Source organism: Chryseobacterium jejuense (assembly GCF_900100075.1).
Classification (GTDB): domain Bacteria; phylum Bacteroidota; class Bacteroidia; order Flavobacteriales; family Weeksellaceae; genus Chryseobacterium; species Chryseobacterium jejuense.
Genome location: NZ_FNEG01000005.1, coordinates 22,063 through 39,377 on the forward strand (window position 1 = coordinate 22,063; position 17,315 = coordinate 39,377).

The window sequence follows — 17,315 nt, forward strand, 5'->3', positions numbered from 1 at the left end:
TACCTCTATGAAAAACACAAGAAAAGCCGCCCTTGCAGATTTATACCAACTGGCTGAACTGTTCGATCAATACAGAATATTCTATCACAAATCATCTGATATTCCTGCTGCTTCAGATTTTCTTCACGAAAGAATTGAAAATAAAGACTCTGAAATTTTTGTTGCAGAAGAAAACGGAATCCTGACTGGTTTTGTACAATTATACCCTATATTTTCTTCTACCAGAATGCAGCGTTACTGGCTACTAAACGATTTGTACGTTAATGCCAACCATAGAGGAAAAGGCTACTCCAAAGAACTTATTGAAAAAGCAAAAGAACTGTGCAGAACTTCAAATGCCTGCGGAATTCTGCTTGAAACAGGAAAAGGTAATGATGTAGGTAACCAACTCTACCCTTCCTGCGGTTTTGAACTTTATGACTCTGTGAATTTCTACGAGTGGAGCAATTCATGAGTAATAAGCAATGGGGAATGAGTAATAAAGTATTGTAACTCATATTTATTACCTCGAACCTTATTAACATGTATTTCGAACCACGCATCTTAACTTATAACCTCAAAATAACATGACAGATTTTCAAAAATATATTCAAAGATATTTAGATCAGATTCCATCAGAAGATTGGTTCCCTGAGTTAAAAATATCAGAAGATAAAACAGTAGGAATTTACTCTAATCTTACTGAAGAGCAATCAAAATTTGCTTACGCTGAAGGCAAATGGACACTGAAAGGATTACTTCTTCATTTATCCGATACGGAAAGAGTTTTCCAATACAGAATATTAGCCTTTGCAAGAGGTGATAAAAATAATCTTCCGGGATTTGATGAAAATGAATATGCAGATCAGTCTTTCGCCAGTGAAAGATCATTGGAATCTTTATTAGATGAATACAAACTCGTAAGAAAATCTTCTCAAATTCTAATCGAAACCATGAATCCTAAAGCGTTACAAAATATTGGTACAGCTAATGGACATGAAATTTCAGTGGAAACCATAGCAAAATTGATTATTGGACATAATTACCATCATCTGAATATTATTGAAGAGAGATACCTATCTAAATTGGGATGGATGTAATGAAATAGTAAGTTTTGGCTAAAGCCAATGGAATGTATTGTTTTTTGTTAAACGGGCTAAAGCCCGTTTCTATTGAATTTGATAAAATATCGTAAAATTTATTTTAAACAATAAGGTCAGACACGTATTTTTTCATCCATAAACAATAATGCATTTATAATTTACACACATAAAAAATATCAATAGGGACGGGCTTTAGCCCGTCTTCTAATTTTACACTCCAATCCATTGGCTTTAGCCAAAACTTATTTAAAAAACATTATTTTTGATAAAAACAACACAAATGTCCTTTATCAAAATTTACGTTCACATAGTTTTCTCAACAAGAAACAGAATTCCCTATCTCAATACATTTGATCTGAGAATAAAGATATGGAAGCACATCAAAGAGTACGCCTCAGAAAAAGAAATATTCTTAGACATGATTAATGGATATTCAGACCATTGTCATTGTCTGATTTCCCTAGGATCCGATCAAAATATAGAAAAAGTTGTACAATTATTGAAGGGAGAATCATCTTATTGGATCAATAAAAATCAGCTTACCAAAGATAAATTTGCATGGCAGGATGAATACTTTGCAGTTTCTGTTTCGGAAACCAAATTAGATGCAGTGAGGAATTATATTAAAAATCAGGAAAAACATCATCAGAAAAAAAGCTTTACAGAGGAATATCAGGAATTTATTGAAAAATATAATTTAAAAATGTAGGTTTTGGCTAAAGCCAGATGGAGTTTAATTTATTGTTGAATGGGCTAAAGCCCATTCCTATTGAATTTGATAAATAGCGGAAAATTATTTAAAACGACATTATAATTTTACACAATATCCTATTTTTTCATTATAGACAACAGTAACATAAATAAAAACATCATTAGGGACGGGCTTTAGCCCGTCTTTTAATTGTATACCCAATCCATTGGCTTTAGTCAAAACTTAAAAAAACATCCCGATAAACCATCCTTTTTATCCTCAAATTTTTGTTCAAAATTCATAGATTCTCTACCTTTATCCATTGTTTTGAATGTACATAAAATATGGAACCTATTATTGAAATATTAAAATCCGGCGGAACTATTCTTTACCCTACAGATACCATTTGGGGAATTGGTTGTGATGCTACCAATATAGAAGCTGTCAATAAGATTTTTGACATCAAAAAACGTGAGAAAAACAAATCCATGATTATTCTGGTAGAGTCTGAAAAAAGACTTCAGGATCTGGTGGACGTCCCTGAAATGGCTTGGGAAATTATTGATTTAAGTGAAAAACCCGTAACCATTGTTTATGAAAACCCAAAAGGTTTACCTAAAGAATTGCTTGCGGAAGATGGCAGCATCGGAATCAGATTGGTAAAAAATGATTTTTGTAAGAAGCTTATCACTAAGCTGAATAAGCCTTTGGTTTCTACTTCTGCTAATTTCAGTGGTGATAAAAGTCCGTTGAAATTTTCGGATATTTCTTCGGAAATCATCAGTCTTGTGGATTATGCTGTGGAAGAAGACAGAGATAAAGTTTCAAAATACTCAGGATCTTCCGTTATTAAAATATGGGGTGATAACAGGATAAAAGTTCTTAGAGAATAAAAAATCCAGTATTATCCTATTTATTTTTTTAGAGTCTTGTCTGTATATATCGGCAGGATTTCTTTTTTTTAATTCTATCTTTGCAAAATCCAACTCGTAAAATACATGCTATGAATCATCATGAATTTGCACAAATATGGGTAAATACCTGGAACTCTCATGATTTAGAGGATATCCTCACCCACTATTCTGATGATATTGAGATAACCACTCCTATGATTGTTATGGCTACCGGAGGAAAGGAAAGTTCTTTAAAAGGAAAAGAAGCCGTTCGTGAATACTGGAAAAAAGCACTGGATAAATTTCCGGATCTGCATTTTGATCTGATTCACTCCACAGCAGGAGTAGATTCTGTAGCATTGTTTTATAAGTCTATCATGGACAAACACGCTGTAGAAGTGATGTTTTTCAATGAAGAAGGAAAAATAAGTAGAATGTACGCTCATTATGACTAATGATCGACATTGGTAGAAATTGACGCTATTATAAACGATGAAAATTAATCTTACTCAAAATAAGAATTTAAAACTTTTTAAAATAATTTCTGAAGCTGCGGAAAGAAATAACCAATCTGTATACATTGTTGGTGGATATGTTCGTGATCTTCTGATGAAGAGAAAAGCTTCCACAGATATCGACTTTGTAACAGAACAGAGCGGTATTGAACTGGCTCAGAATGTAGCCCTGGATATTGATCCTAAATTAAAGGTTTCTGTATTCAAAACCTATGGAACAGCCATGATAAAATATAAAGATCTTGAGCTGGAATTTGTAGGAGCTAGAAAGGAAAGCTATACGGAAAACAGCCGAAAACCTGAAGTAGAAGGCGGAACATTGGAAGACGATCAGAAAAGAAGAGATTTTACAATCAACGCAATGGCTATTTCTCTGAATAAAGATAATTTCGGGGAACTTATTGATCCTTTTAACGGAATTGAAGATTTAGAAAAAGAGATTTTAAGAACTCCGCTAGAGCCTGCTCAAACCTATTCTGATGATCCATTGAGAATGATGAGAGCTGTACGATTTGCTTCTACTCTACATTTTACTATTGAAGAAAATTCTTTAGAAGCTATTAAACAAGAAGCGGAAAGAATCAAGATTGTTTCTATGGAAAGAATCATGGTGGAATTCAATAAGATCATGTTATCTGAAAAACCTTCTGTTGGCTTGAAATTAATGGAACAAACAGGCCTTTTAAAGCTTATTATTCCAGAATTGATCGAACTGAAAGGAGTTGAAGAAGTAGAAGGACAAACTCACAAAGATAACTTCTACCACACTCTTGAAGTAGTAGATAATATTTCCATCAATACTGATAACCTTTGGTTGCGTTGGGCTGCACTGCTTCACGATATTGGAAAAGCACCTACGAAAAAATTTGTAGAAGGCACAGGATGGACGTTTCATGGTCACGAGTTCCTAGGATCCAAAATGACAAAAACATTGTTCCAGAGATTGAAACTGCCATTGGGAAGCGATATGAAGTATGTTCAGAAGATGGTAAAGCTTTCTTCCAGACCTATTGCCCTGATTACAGATGATGCTTCAGATTCTGCCTTAAGAAGGCTTTTATTTGATGCCGGAGAAAATCTTGAAGAACTTTTTACCCTTTGTAAAGCAGATATCACCACTAAGAATTCTAAAAAGCAGGAAAAATTCAAGAAAAACTTTGAATATGTAGCGGTGAAAATCAAAGAGGTAGAGGAAAAGGATCAGGTAAGAAACTTTCAGCCTCCTATTACCGGGGAAGAGATCATGACCATGTTTAATCTTCAGCCAGGCCGTGAAATCGGTATTTTAAAAGAAAAGGTAAAAGAAGCGATCCTTGAAGGTGAAATCGCTAATGAAAAAGAAGAAGCAACACAATTTGTCATTGCTGAAGCCGAAAAGCTGGGATTGAAAGTGAACTAATTTTCACTCAATAAAAATATTTAAAGCTGGATAAAAATATCCAGCTTTTTTTATGATCCAACGAAGTATATACCAAAGCCGGGCGAGCTCTAAGAGCCCGCCCGGAAAAAAACACAAATGATGAAAAAATAAAAAATTATATTATATACGCCGAAGCGCAATATATTTTTAGTTCCAGTATACTGAATTAGAAGCTATACCAGCAGAGAAAGTTTTAATAATAGCTCCCGAGGTATTATAAACAACAATCTTACTATCCTGCTTAAATCCGTTTGCATCAGAAGTAAAGATCAGATCCTTTACCACACTAAATCCATAAAGATCAGAATAAGGTTCAGAGCTACTAGCCACAGTAAATAATGGTGAAGTAGGTACTACTCCTAACTTGATATCCATAGCATACACACTTTTATCTGAACTGAAATAGAATTTACCATTTGAAATCTCAAGATTTTTAGCATCCGTAATTCCTGTTAGAGTAGTTGTTTTTACAACATCACCGGTACTTGAGATCTGATAGATATAAGAATCCGTAGTTCCAGCTGCTATAGCATAAACATTCTGGTTATTTGAAATGATTTTATTGATATTTCCATTAGGTAATGAAATTGTTTTATTAATTTCATTAGTTGTTGTATTAATAAGGGTAATCTTATTTCCATATCCAAATGAAGCATTCTGCACAAAAATATTATTTCCAGCTTCTACCACTCTTTCAACAGCTTCCGTAAAAGGAATTTTTTTGATAAAAGAATTATCCGAAACTTTGTAAATACTTACAAACTTATCCCCCATATATTTATCATTCGTTACATAAATATTATTGTTTGCAAATGCCATGTAACGGGGTGTATTAAGTTCTTTTGTAATTTCGCCAGTTGCTTTAAAGTTGTAACGGTTTACAATCTGAATTCTATTTGAGTTATTTAATAATAAATACGCATTGTTATTATTGAAGGCAATCATCTGCAAAACATCACCTAATTTCCCTCCATTATTAAATGAAAAAATATTATCCTGCTTAAGGCTTAAATCTGGGGTAACAAAAGTTACTTCTGCATTTGGAGTTCCATACTTTCCTTCGTTTGCAATCAGAAATCCATTTCCATAATCAATTCTAGGTTGTAACTCATCATTACTATCTGTACTACATGATGCAACACCTAAAAGAAGCACAAAAGCAAAAAAAAGATGTAAAAATTTGTTAAGTTTCATATTATTTAAAAATTAATTGTTCCGTAAATACTATAATTCCTTTTCGGCATGGGATAATCAAATACTGTCTGATACACAGTATCTGTAAGATTATTCACTTTAAAGCCCAGTGTATATTTTTTTAAAAAATCTGCAGAAATTCCTGCATTTAAAATAAAATAAGGTTCTAGTGCCACAGATCTTTTCTCATCTGCTGTAGTATAAGTAAGCCCATTCATAAGCCCCTGAGCATATACCTTAAGAAAATTAAATTTATAATCTATAGAGCCGGTAGCTTTATGTAAAGGAACATACATCATCTGTTTCTGAGTATCTTTATTCATAGATTTGGAATAAGTATAGGCTGCATTAATCTTCAGATTGTGCCTTCCAAAACTTTTATTCCAGGTAACCTGTGATTCTATTCCATAAAACTCAGATTTATAGGTGTTAATAGGAGCCCAATATCCGTAGGAAGTAGGAAGCCAGCTAATATAATCTTTAATATCCATATAATATGGGCTAAGAATAATTTTAAAATCGTCAAAATTAAACTCATGATCCATATCGATATTAAAAGAGGTCTCAGGGCGTAAACTCAAGTTTCCTCCAGGCTTCCAATAAAGATCATTAAAGGTAGGATACCTGAAGTTTTTTGAAAAACTGCCTCCCATATGATACCATTTCAAAGCATTCCATTTTCCTGAAAAAGAATACAGAACCGGAGATGAAATGTCTTCTACAAAGTCTTTCTTTATTCCGGCTTCAAAACGTAAATCCTTAGAAACAAAATACCTTATCATTCCAGCTAAAGAACCTATATTTCGGCTGACACTTCCAATGTCGTAGCCTTCAGCTTTATTGACCTGAAACTCTCCAATAGCATTAATATTAATCTTCGGGGTTATGAAATAATTAAAATCGTTTTTAAAGATATAATTCTTTCCTTCGGCTCCACTCCACTTAAGTGAATTAATATCCGAAAAATATCGGTAATTATCTTCTGTATAAGCCGCTTTTAGACTATTGGAAAAATTAGTTTTATTGATATCCCAGGATATTAGGCTTCGTAAAGTGTTGGCTTTATATTTTGTTCTGTTTCCGTTTTCCTCATAAATTACATAATGTTGTGAAGCATCAAATACCTGGTTTTGCCATGAAATCGTTTGGTCTTTTGTAATTTTATAAGCTGCTCCAATATTAAAGGTTGTATTGTAATACCTTCCATTGATATTCTTAAATGAAGTACTGCCCACTACAAATTCCGGCACTTCATAATCATTCGCACTTACAGCATAGTTTGCAGAAGCTTTAAAGCTAAATTTATCATTACTATAAGAGCCTTTAATAAAATTATTATAGGTATCAAAAGATGCTACTTCTGAAAACAAGGATCCGTGAAAACCTTTATTAAAATCAAGGTTATTATTAAGATGAATGCTCCCACCAATAGCTCCGGAACCATAAGTAACACTTCCCCCGCCAGCTTTTATTCCAATTTGATCATATCCGAACAATGCAATATTGTTGATATCTCCCTGACCTAAAAAATTTGAGTTAATGTTAATTCCATTCCAGACAAAAGCTGTCTGTTGAGCTGATGTTCCTCTAAAAGAAGGTGAAGAAACAGCACCACGACCATTTTCTTTAATATAAAGGTTTGATTGAAACCTTAGCAGCTCTGAAAGATTACCGGAATTTTTTTGAACATCTTCAGTATTAATTACTTTTATAGGGTGAAACTGCTTCACCTTGTTCATCTGGCTGTCGAAAATATAGATAGTATCAACAGCTTTCTCCTGTCCGAAAAGAAAGCAGCCATAAGATGACAAAAACAGTACTAGAGATCTTTTTATATCCATATCCTTCTACTTTTCCTCCGAAAGCAATATGTTTTATTTGATTATTGTTCTGGCAGGTCTCCTGACTTTCGCTTTCTGCGCCTTCCCGTTTGATACAGTGGCTGTGTACAGAAATTTTTATTGCGATTTACAGTTGCGGGGACAGTTTGGGAGTTTCACCCAATTCCCTTTTCATTCCAATATACTGGAAACCAAAATTTTTGCAAAGATAGTTTTTTAAATGTATTAGGCAAAAAATGAATTTTATAACAGGAACTAGGAAACCTAAGGATGAAAATAGTGAAGTATAAACTTACCAACTCAATCTTTCACCTCAGTACTTAGAAAATGGCTGTTCTCAATATTGAAAACAGCCATTCATGGTATAACTATTATTAAAATTTGCTAATTTCTACTTCTTGATGAATTTATGACTCTGTACTTTTTCTCCTTTTTCTGAAAGTTGCAGTATATAATTTCCTTTAGATAAAGATGATACATCAAGCTGACCTTCTACAGAGGTAAGTGATTTCACTTTTTGCCCAACCATATTATACACTTCTGCTTTTTCAATCTTTTCTACTCCTTTAAAATACAGAATATCAGTTACCGGATTAGGATAAACACCAATTGTATTTTTATTTTTATTTTTCTCAACATCACTTACAGATAAAGCTCCTGTAAGATCCAGATAAAAAGCGACCATCTGACCGGAAGCATTGACTCCCATTCCTGCAATCTTACTTCCATCCTGAGAGATAGCCAACGGAAGTCCCATTATCACTCCATTGGTATTAATTCCTAAACTTGTTGCATAATCATTAAGATTAACCCGTCCATTGGCTTCAGTCCAGATAAAACCTTCCCCCGACATGGGTGGTGCTCCAAATGCACGGTAAAATCCAATGACCTTCGTTCCATCCCCTGAAACTCCGGTTGCTCCTCCTTTGAAAGAGAATGAAGCATTAGGATGTGTGATATAAGTAACTCCGGTTCCTGCTTTCCATACATAAGGATTAGGATTTGCAGCCCCAATTATAGTATTTCCATCTGCAGAAACAGCTCCCGCTTCCCCTACATTATTGCCGTTATTATCTGTGATGAAACTTTCCACACCATCTACCCATTTTGCACCACTTCTTGTTCCTGTGGGTTCATCCTGCCATCCTACAACTACATCTCCCGTAGAGCTTATAGCGTTGGCTCTTGAGCTACGTCCTGTAACCATACTTCCAAGGTCTACCATTCCATTGGTTTCATCCCATTTCACAGCATGGGCATTTGCTGCAGTAAGCCATCCAAGTCCTACAATGGTATTTCCATTGGGAGACATTCCCCATGCAGAACTCACACTGCCATCCCAACCAGTGGGAACAAGCCCGCCTCTGTTTACCCAAGTAGATGAAGACACATTGTACGTTGAAACTTCGTTAAATCCTGTTGCTGTATTGGTTATGGAAGATGCAATCGTCATTCCATCATTAGACACAATGGTTCTTCCCGCGGCCGGATATCCGTTTGATATGCTTCCAATTTGTACAAGTCCACTGTTGGCCGTCCACATATATATTCCGCCGGCAGTGGTATGCATACTTACCACCGCTTTATCAGAAACTGCTCCTACATTATAATTCCCATATCCCATTACGGTAAGCTGGGCATCCGCTACCCAAAAATTCAAAAAGAAACAAACCAACAACACTTTCATTGACATTTTGTAAAAATTTCTCATATATTATTATATTTAGTATTTTAAATTAACAGAAACAATATTAATATTATATTTACCCAAACAAAAGAAATAGGCTTTCACAATTCGTGAATTTTGAAACATTTAAAATTTTAAAAACCTAATAATCAATAATTTAAATAAAATCTATTTTGAAGACAGATTTCAGAAGGATCAGTAAAAAAAACATGAAAAACCAATTATTATTCATAACAATGTTTGAAAATAATGGAAGAATTTTACTGCTGACATTCATCTTATTTTCTATTATTATCAATGGACAATCCGGTCCTGATTTTAATATTATAGCTGACAAGGCATTTCAAAAGCTGTATCAAAATTCTGATGACTGCATTAGTTACACTCAGGGAATTCTCGTAAGTGATCAGAATATTGAACATAAGATTGTCCTACAGAATATTATCTCACAAGCTTTTGCCATGAAGGGAGATTATATGCAGTCTGTGAATATTTTTTCTCAAAAGGAAGACCCCAATCAAGATCTATCTTATTTCATGCAGGTTTTTGGAGATTACAATCTTGCTGATCAATATCAGAATTTGGAGCTTTATAATCAGTCTAAAAAGATTATTGCCCATCTCTTATCGGATCAAAAACTTCTCAAAAGCAATGACCCCAAATTAAGAATAACTACGGCAAAACTCTATCAACTACAGGCTCTGAATCTAGGAATCAACAGAGATTACACAAATGCTTTAAAAAACCTTGACAAAAGCGATCAGTACATCAATAACAAGAATGAAGAGAATAAAATTTTAAAAATGGAAAACAAGATTTTCCGATCGTCTTATTTGATGAAGCAACATAAACTCATTGAGTATAAAAAACTCATAGAAAGTGTAATTTCTGACCTTGAACAACAAGAAAACCAACCATTTCTTCTCGGTTTAGCTTATGAAAATCTTTCACGGTATTATTTTTTAACACAAGATTATAAAACCTCAGCCAAGAAATTGGAACTGGGATTGTCATTGGTAGAAAACCTTCCTTTCAACAATTTAAAAATTAAAATTTATGAATCATTATCCCGAACATATTTTGCTCTCCATAATGATCTCAAATACCATCAGTACAATACATATTACAATGACTTAAAAACCAAAACAACTTTAAATACAAAAGAAGGAATACGCTATATCGTAAAACTGGTAGAAACCAATCAAAATAAAAATATTGAATTTCAAAAACAGACTTATTTAAAATCCATCTGGTCTTCCACCTTTATTTTATCTGTGATCATCATCAGCTTATTCATCTATTTTTTAATCATTAAAAACAGAAATAAAGACTTAAAAAAGCAATTTTATTTTTTTGAAAAGCAGAGCAGCCAGCAAAAACAAGTGGTATCTCCCACAACTGTTTTAACAAAAAAAACTTCTGATACAGAGAAAAACTCTAATAAAATCTCCAAAGAAAAGGAAGAAGAAATCCTTCAAAAACTTGAGGAATTTGAGCAATCTGAACGATATCTGAATAAAAATATGTCACTTTCCCTACTTTCTTCTCAAATGGAGGTTAATACCAAATATCTTTCAGAGGTTATCAATAACAATAAGGAAAAAAATTTCAACGGTTATATTAATAAATTAAGAATCAATCATATTGCTCAATTATTGAGAAATAACCCTACGTTTCTTAATTATAAAGTGAGCTATCTGGCAGAATATTCCGGTTTTTCTTCTCACAGCTCATTTACAACTGTTTTCAAATCTGTAACCGGAATGTCACCCAATGCTTATATACAGGAAATCAGTAAAAGTAAAGCTCCATGAAATTAACATTGAAAATAGTATCATTTCTCTTTTTGTCCTTTATTTTTATAAATGGTCAGAATACTTCGGATACAGACCTGATAAAGAAAGCTAAACAGGAAATCTATGACAATCCTGATAAAGCCATTCGCATTGGAGAACAATTATTAAAAAAAGACAATGACCTTAAAACTTCTATTAAGATTTATATGTTGCTTTCTACCTCCAATATTGCCAAAAGGAATTTTGATGAGTCTTTAAAATACATTTTAAAAGCTAAAGAGCTTTCACAAAAAATTAATGATCCCAAAAGTCAGGTAAGTGTTCTTGTTTCTGTTGCCATCCAATATCAGCAGATGGAATTGTTCAGCAAAAGTCTTGAAACCCTTAATGAAGCTGATCAATATTTAGCCAGAATTCCTGAAAAAACTACTGAAAAATATATAGAAACCGCAACAAGCAATGCCATCAAGGGAATGGTCTATAAAAGCCAGTCTAACTCTGAAATTGCTCTGAAAAAGTTTTTAATTTCAATAGATAATTTTGAAAAGGTTCCTTCCAAGAAAACTACCTACTCCAATATGAGTGTGGTATATTACAATATTGGCTATTGCTATCTTAATCTGAACCAGATTGACAACGCAGAACAAGCATTTTTGCAATCTATAATCTATGCTAAAAGAAATCATGCCAAGAGTCTGGAGGCGTTTGCATTAAAGGGAATGTCTGAAGTACACAAACAGAAACACGAGAATCAGACTGCCCTGAATTTGTTAATAAAGGCTGAAAATCTTAGTAAAAATACAGGGGATATTATTCTAAATGAAGGTATTTACAAGGAAATGGCAGATAATTATCTCGCTATAAGACAACAGAGTTTATATCAGTTGTACCATAAGAAGTATCTTGAAATGAGTTTTAAAAGAAAGCAGAATGAATTAACCTCCATTAATCAGGTTATTGATAATCACAATAAAGACACCTCCATAAAAAGCCAAAAACTAAAATCTCAGTATCATTATATGCAGATTTTGTCCTTTGCCATCGCTGGGATTCTTATTATTGTTTTGTCGTATTGTATTTTAAAAATAAGAAAACAGAATAAGACGTTTCAAAAAGAAATCCAACAGGTTATTAGAACTTCATAACTTGTATACAATAAAAAAAACATTCCGGAATGGAATGTTTTTTTATATATGTTATTCAGCTTATTTACCCATAACTTCAGTGATTGGATTTCCAACATTTCCACTTGGAAACTGGATTTTCAGTAATGAAGAAACAGTAGGAGCAATATCAGTCATATGATAAGCCTTGTTGCTTTCTCCGTGTTGAACTCCCCAACCCATAAAGATCAATGGAATGTGTGAGTCATAAGAATTCCATACACTGTGTGTGGTTCCTGTTTTAGAATATGGTGGAAGCATAGAATCGTGAGAGATCAATTGAATATCACCACTTCTCTGTCTGTTGATTCCATTGATAATTCTTTGTTTAATTGGCTCCAGAATACTTGCTTCTGCAACTCTGTCTACAGAAACCGCATATAAAACAGTAGGATCTTTTTCCAGCTCCTTAACAGCGAAGTTTCTTACATCATCCAACTCAAGTTTGCTGTCTGCCAATACTTTTCTGTCGAAGTAAATCTGGTAGTTATCAATCGCATTGATTAATTTATCAGCTCCGAATTTATCTTTCAGTTTTTGGTTAAGGTTCTTTTCAGCGCCCTCTCCAAAGAAACCTGTCGGGATCTTATGTTCTTTTAAGAATCCTACAGAATGTGCCCCACCGTGGTCAGCAGAAAGGAAAACAGTATACTCTCCTTTTCCAACTTTTGAATCCAGGTAACTGAAGAATTGTGCTAAATCCTGATCTAATCTGATATAAACGTCTTCAACTTCAATAGAGTTCGGGCCAAATTTATGTCCTGCATAATCCGTAGAGGCCAAATTGATTGCTAAGAAGTCTGTAATATTATCTCCACCCAATTTTTCACCTTCCACAGAAGCTTCAGCCAGCTTTAATGTCAGCGTATTTCCAAAAGGTGTATAACGGATATTGTCTTTTTTTGTCTGATAATCTTTCGCAAGATCATTATAAGGGAATGTAGGTGTTTTTGCACTTCCTAATAATCCTTCCCAAGGAGAATTGTCTGGTGCACTTTCTGTATACTGATTGATCGGAAGTAAAGTATTCCAACCGTTAGCTACCAATTTCTCAGGTAAATTCTGAGAGTTGAATGATTTTACCCACTGAGGAAGATCATTCATATACCAAGTACTTGTGATAAAGTTCCCAGTACTGTCGTCAAACCAGAAAGCTCCGTTTGGTGTGTGACCTGCAGGAAGAATAGAAGCTCTGTCTTTTAAAGAAACTCCGATTACTTTCCCTTGGAAATTGGTTGCCAGTCTCAATTCATCCGTTACTGTTGTAGACCAAAGATTTTTCGGAGAGTGGCTTCCTGTTTTGGTATTGGTTGTTCCTACCGGCTGAACGCTGTCATCCGCAGTACAATACACTCCTTTACCCGTTTCCTTATCTGTCCAGTCGTTTCCGGCAATCCCGTGAATGGCAGGTACCGATCCTGTATAGATACAAGTATGTCCCAAAGCTGTAATGGTAGGAACATAAGGAATGTGTACGTTATTTAAAGAATATCCTGTATTCAAAAGTCTTTTGAAACCGTCATTTCCATATTTGTTGTAAAAACGGTATAAATAATCCCAACGCATCTGGTCTACTACCAGACCAACTACCAATTTGGGTCTTTCCAGTTGAGAATTTCTGTTCTTCTGCGCATTGATTGTAACTACGGACAAGAAAGTAGCTGCCGCAATTGAAATGTTCCTAAGCATCCAAGTAAAATTTTATTGATCACAAATTTAGGGGTTTTGAATGTTTTAGAACGTGAATTTTTATTTAAATTTGATCTTTATTCAATTCTCAACAATATTCATCATGATTTTAGGAGTCTACTGGTACTTTAAATTTCCTGAAGGTCTATACCATTTCAGGTTTTTTAAGTTTTTCGAAGGAAATGGAGGACATGCAGATAATGAAGCTGAATTGATAGCAAGAATTCAGGTTGATAGCACAGAGGATTTTATTGGAAAATTAGAAGAGCTTAAAACCCGGTTTAAAGAAGCTTTTTTACATCTTAATATCAACGGAAATCAACTCATCATCAGTATTGGAAGCCATATGCTTTTTGATTTTCATTTTCAGTGTGCTCTTGAAATAGAAGAATTATTGATTCGGGAAAATGCCAGCATACTAGATTTCAGTATTCCATTCAAATCACTTTCTACCAAAACCTATCATCCCGAAGGAAATCATTTTGGAAATAATGAACATCGTTTTCTACAGATTGTAGGTTCAGATTTCAAAAAAAACAATGCTGAAAATCTTTCCATAAGAATTGATTGTAACCTGCCTTTATGTGATAAAAAAATTTTCATTAGTGACTTAGTAAGGATCTGCCAGGAAGAAAACCTCAACGTATTTTATTATAAAGATCATGATTTCCGAAGCCATTGTAATCTGATGCTTTTCTTTACGAATGGTCACCAGAAAAAAGATTCAATTCAAACAGTCAATCTTAATTCGTTTGGAGATAAAGTGAGACAGCTTACTCAAAAATACCCGCTTCATTTCGGTCATCTTGAGGGTTTAAAATATTATCCTCAAAATGGTCCTAATGTTGAGCTGATGATAGATGAAGAATATATTTTAAGTAAAAAATAAAACAAGTTTAATTCAAAAAACGCCTCTAAATATAATAGTTATGATTAAATTTAAATATGTCATTCTGTATGTAGAAGATGTAGAATCAGCAATGAATTTCTATAAAAACACTTTCAATACTGAAATCAAATTCATCACCCCTGAAAAAGATTATGGGGAACTGATTACAGGAGAAACTACGTTGTCTTTTGCTTCTGTTGAATTAGCCGGTTCCAATATTAAAAAAGGATTTCTTCTTTCAAAAGCAGAGGAAAAACCTTTCGGAATTGAGCTTGGTTTTGTGACAGACGATGTAGAAACCTTAGTGGAAAAAGCAGTAAAAAACGGAGCAATTCTATATGAAGATATTACCGTAAAACCTTGGGGACAAAAAACGGCTTACATCAAAGATCCTGATAATTATTTAGTAGAGATTTGTACTGAAATTCAATAAAAATTCTTCCGTGGAAATAAAAAAACTACAACAGCTAACTTCCAATCATAGTTTAAACTGGGGTCATAACGGGTATTCAACAGATATAATCTACTCTGTTTCTGCAATAGAATTCGGTGGTTCTTTTGAATTTACTCTGAGAGAAAAAAAACTTTCCTATACTAAAGTCTGGGAAACCGATTCCGATGATATTAATGAACTTAATACAATTATTGAAAAAGAGGCTTCTTTCGGAGCTTTTGCAGATGGCGAACTTCAGGGCTGGATCATCTGTGAACACAGAACCTGGAACAACAGTTTCTACATTGAAAATATTCTCGTTAATGAAAAATACAGAAGACTGGGATTGGGAATTATGCTGATTAAAAATGCTATCAAAGAGGCCAGAAAGCTGAACTGCCGGGTTATTGAACTTGAAACCCAAAACACGAACTATCCTGCCATACAGTTTTACAGAAGAATGGGATTCAATATCACCGGAGTGAATACGAGATTGTATGATCATTCTGAAGAAATTGCCCTTTTTATGACATTGGATATTGAATAAATGATAAAAGCGGGCTTCCTTCTACAACGCTCAGATAATAGCCCGCTTCTATTGATGTTTAAATTTCTTTTATTTGATTTTGGGTAAAACAATCAGGCTTTCATTCCCGGAAGCGTTAATCGCCTGTACAGCAAAGAAATAATTGTCTTTAGAATAAGGCAGCTTGATTGTATTTTCTTTGGTAAATATTTTTTTCTGCCACACAGAAGCGTCAGTTTCCCGCATTAGAATATAATACCCTGTTATTTCTCCTGATTTGGGTTTTTCCCAGGAGAGATCTGTAAAATTGGTAAGCTTGCTGACTTCTATTTTTACATTCTCAGGTTTTGAAGGTGATTTTGCGAGGTTGGCAAGAACTGCAATATTCACTCCTACATTCTTTTTAAAATAGTCAAAATCCATAAATTCCGGCAGATCTCCGTATTGTACTCCATTCTCTTTTCTGATATCCTGATGCTGGTGGTTGAAGTTTTCGTTGAATTCCGTCAATCGTACAGCAGAAAATCCTTTTTCAACAAATGGAGTATGATCACCACCTCTAAGAAACCGGTCATTTCTATAGATTAATTTAACCTGTAGATGATCAACATACCGTTCGCCTATTTCCTTAATATATCTTGCCAGCTGTCTTGGTTCTCCATCATTTTCTAATCCAAATTTTCTGATATCCTGAGCTTTTTTATCCAGTTCATATTGAGGAAGACCTTCGGAAAAGACTCTCAATTGATGGGTATTGGTTAAATGAGTATCACTACTGAGATTATTGGAGATCATGTCATTATTCAGCAATGCTTCCAGTTGCCAGCCTTCATTGGCAGCTTTCTCAGCTAGCATTTTGGAGCCTAACAATCCTTGTTCTTCTCCGGAAAAAGCTACCAATACAATACTTGCAGGAAATTTAGATTTGCTTAATATTCTTGCGCTTTCTATCAGTGCTGCCACTCCACTTCCATCATCATTGGCTCCCGGTGCATTATCTTTGTTGTTCATCACATCGCTTACTCTAGAATCCAGATGGCCGCTCATCATAAACAATCTTTTATCATTGGGATTTGTTCCATGGATAATGACAATAGCATTTCCTAAATTGGTGGGTCGGTCAATTCTTTTTCCATCCGGCTGAATGGTTTGATTCTGCAAAAAAACCTCCATTCTTCCCCCTGCATTTTTAGCATAGTCATTGAACTTTTTCAATACCCATTTTCTGGCAGCTCCTATTCCTCTCTTAGGATCTGTAGTAGAACTCATGGTATGTCTCGTTCCAAAACTTACCAGGGAGTTAATATGGCTTTTCAATGAATCTGTACTTACCTGTGAAACATAATTGATGATTTCAGGATCCTGAGCAACCGTTTGCTGAGCATTGAATATAACAGGAATAAAGAACAAAGTGAAGAGTATTTTTCTCATAATGGATCTGTCAATTAATCTTTTTGCAGTTTATTTTGATTGGATGAAATTACAAAAAAGACAAT

16 protein-coding genes and 1 riboswitch are annotated in these 17,315 nt (G+C 34.1%); of the genes, 11 read left to right on the forward strand and 5 right to left on the reverse strand.

The features are described from left to right. Nucleotides 1-7 precede the first annotated feature (7 nt). From BLS98_RS15240 to BLS98_RS15265, 6 genes are all read left to right on the forward strand, one after another. Nucleotides 8-454 (forward strand): GNAT family N-acetyltransferase, encoded by a 447-nt coding sequence (locus tag BLS98_RS15240; protein ID WP_089737377.1) that lies wholly within the window; start codon nucleotides 8-10, stop codon nucleotides 452-454. A 112-nt stretch (nucleotides 455-566) separates the two neighbouring features. After that, entirely contained in the window at nucleotides 567-1,079 is a 513-nt protein-coding gene (locus tag BLS98_RS15245; protein WP_089737378.1) for a DinB family protein, read from the forward strand. Nucleotides 1,080-1,362: 283 nt separating this feature from the next. Beyond that, entirely contained in the window at nucleotides 1,363-1,791 is a 429-nt protein-coding gene (tnpA, locus tag BLS98_RS15250) for an IS200/IS605 family transposase (RefSeq protein ID WP_089737379.1), read from the forward strand. A 326-nt stretch (nucleotides 1,792-2,117) separates the two neighbouring features. Continuing rightward, nucleotides 2,118-2,666, forward strand: a complete 549-nt coding sequence (locus BLS98_RS15255; protein ID WP_089737380.1) for an L-threonylcarbamoyladenylate synthase — start codon at nucleotides 2,118-2,120, stop codon at nucleotides 2,664-2,666. Between the two features lie 110 nt (nucleotides 2,667-2,776). Next, nucleotides 2,777-3,121 (forward strand): nuclear transport factor 2 family protein, encoded by a 345-nt coding sequence (locus BLS98_RS15260; protein ID WP_089737381.1) that lies wholly within the window; start codon nucleotides 2,777-2,779, stop codon nucleotides 3,119-3,121. 37 nt (nucleotides 3,122-3,158) lie between these two features. Next, nucleotides 3,159-4,580 carry a CCA tRNA nucleotidyltransferase gene (locus tag BLS98_RS15265; RefSeq protein ID WP_089737382.1) on the forward strand — a complete coding sequence of 474 codons (1,422 nt, stop codon included), beginning with the start codon at nucleotides 3,159-3,161 and terminating at the stop codon, nucleotides 4,578-4,580. A gap of 168 nt (nucleotides 4,581-4,748) precedes the next feature. Here BLS98_RS15265 and BLS98_RS15270 read toward each other — a convergent pair whose 3' ends face one another. From BLS98_RS15270 to BLS98_RS15280, 3 genes are all read right to left on the reverse strand, one after another. Beyond that, nucleotides 4,749-5,795 carry a DUF5074 domain-containing protein gene (locus tag BLS98_RS15270; protein ID WP_089737383.1) on the reverse strand — a complete coding sequence of 349 codons (1,047 nt, stop codon included), beginning with the start codon at nucleotides 5,793-5,795 and terminating at the stop codon, nucleotides 4,749-4,751. A gap of 5 nt (nucleotides 5,796-5,800) precedes the next feature. Further along, the gene (locus BLS98_RS15275) at nucleotides 5,801-7,636 is read right to left on the reverse strand and encodes a TonB-dependent receptor plug domain-containing protein (RefSeq protein ID WP_089737384.1); all 1,836 of its coding nucleotides are present in this window, start codon (nucleotides 7,634-7,636) and stop codon (nucleotides 5,801-5,803) included. 34 nt (nucleotides 7,637-7,670) lie between these two features. Then, nucleotides 7,671-7,847: riboswitch (cobalamin riboswitch) on the reverse strand. 180 nt (nucleotides 7,848-8,027) lie between these two features. Beyond that, the gene (locus BLS98_RS15280) at nucleotides 8,028-9,347 is read right to left on the reverse strand and encodes a T9SS type A sorting domain-containing protein (RefSeq protein WP_089737385.1); all 1,320 of its coding nucleotides are present in this window, start codon (nucleotides 9,345-9,347) and stop codon (nucleotides 8,028-8,030) included. A 185-nt stretch (nucleotides 9,348-9,532) separates the two neighbouring features. On the opposite strand from BLS98_RS15280, the gene BLS98_RS15285 reads away from it, so the two are divergent. Both BLS98_RS15285 and BLS98_RS15290 read left to right on the forward strand, forming a co-directional pair. Beyond that, on the forward strand, nucleotides 9,533-11,137 hold the full coding sequence (locus tag BLS98_RS15285) for a helix-turn-helix domain-containing protein (RefSeq protein ID WP_089737386.1): 1,605 nt from the start codon (nucleotides 9,533-9,535) through the stop codon (nucleotides 11,135-11,137). Continuing rightward, nucleotides 11,134-12,264 (forward strand): tetratricopeptide repeat protein, encoded by a 1,131-nt coding sequence (locus BLS98_RS15290; RefSeq protein WP_089737387.1) that lies wholly within the window; start codon nucleotides 11,134-11,136, stop codon nucleotides 12,262-12,264. Before BLS98_RS15285 ends, BLS98_RS15290 begins: the two co-directional genes overlap by 4 nt. A gap of 60 nt (nucleotides 12,265-12,324) precedes the next feature. Here BLS98_RS15290 and pafA read toward each other — a convergent pair whose 3' ends face one another. After that, nucleotides 12,325-13,971 carry an alkaline phosphatase PafA gene (gene pafA, locus BLS98_RS15295; protein ID WP_089737388.1) on the reverse strand — a complete coding sequence of 549 codons (1,647 nt, stop codon included), beginning with the start codon at nucleotides 13,969-13,971 and terminating at the stop codon, nucleotides 12,325-12,327. Nucleotides 13,972-14,074: 103 nt separating this feature from the next. Here pafA and BLS98_RS15300 point away from each other — a divergent pair, with 103 nt between their 5' ends. Genes BLS98_RS15300 through BLS98_RS15310 form a run of 3 tightly spaced genes read left to right on the forward strand, consistent with a single transcriptional unit; the run spans nucleotide 14,075 to nucleotide 15,840 of the window. Then, complete coding sequence (locus BLS98_RS15300; protein ID WP_089737389.1) at nucleotides 14,075-14,860, forward strand: hypothetical protein; 786 nt, start codon at nucleotides 14,075-14,077, stop codon at nucleotides 14,858-14,860. A 40-nt stretch (nucleotides 14,861-14,900) separates the two neighbouring features. Further along, the gene (locus tag BLS98_RS15305) at nucleotides 14,901-15,293 is read left to right on the forward strand and encodes a VOC family protein (protein ID WP_089737390.1); all 393 of its coding nucleotides are present in this window, start codon (nucleotides 14,901-14,903) and stop codon (nucleotides 15,291-15,293) included. 10 nt (nucleotides 15,294-15,303) lie between these two features. Then, nucleotides 15,304-15,840 carry a GNAT family N-acetyltransferase gene (locus BLS98_RS15310; RefSeq protein WP_089737391.1) on the forward strand — a complete coding sequence of 179 codons (537 nt, stop codon included), beginning with the start codon at nucleotides 15,304-15,306 and terminating at the stop codon, nucleotides 15,838-15,840. A 69-nt stretch (nucleotides 15,841-15,909) separates the two neighbouring features. Here BLS98_RS15310 and BLS98_RS15315 read toward each other — a convergent pair whose 3' ends face one another. After that, the gene (locus BLS98_RS15315) at nucleotides 15,910-17,250 is read right to left on the reverse strand and encodes a M28 family metallopeptidase (RefSeq protein WP_089737392.1); all 1,341 of its coding nucleotides are present in this window, start codon (nucleotides 17,248-17,250) and stop codon (nucleotides 15,910-15,912) included. Nucleotides 17,251-17,315: the final 65 nt, after the last annotated feature.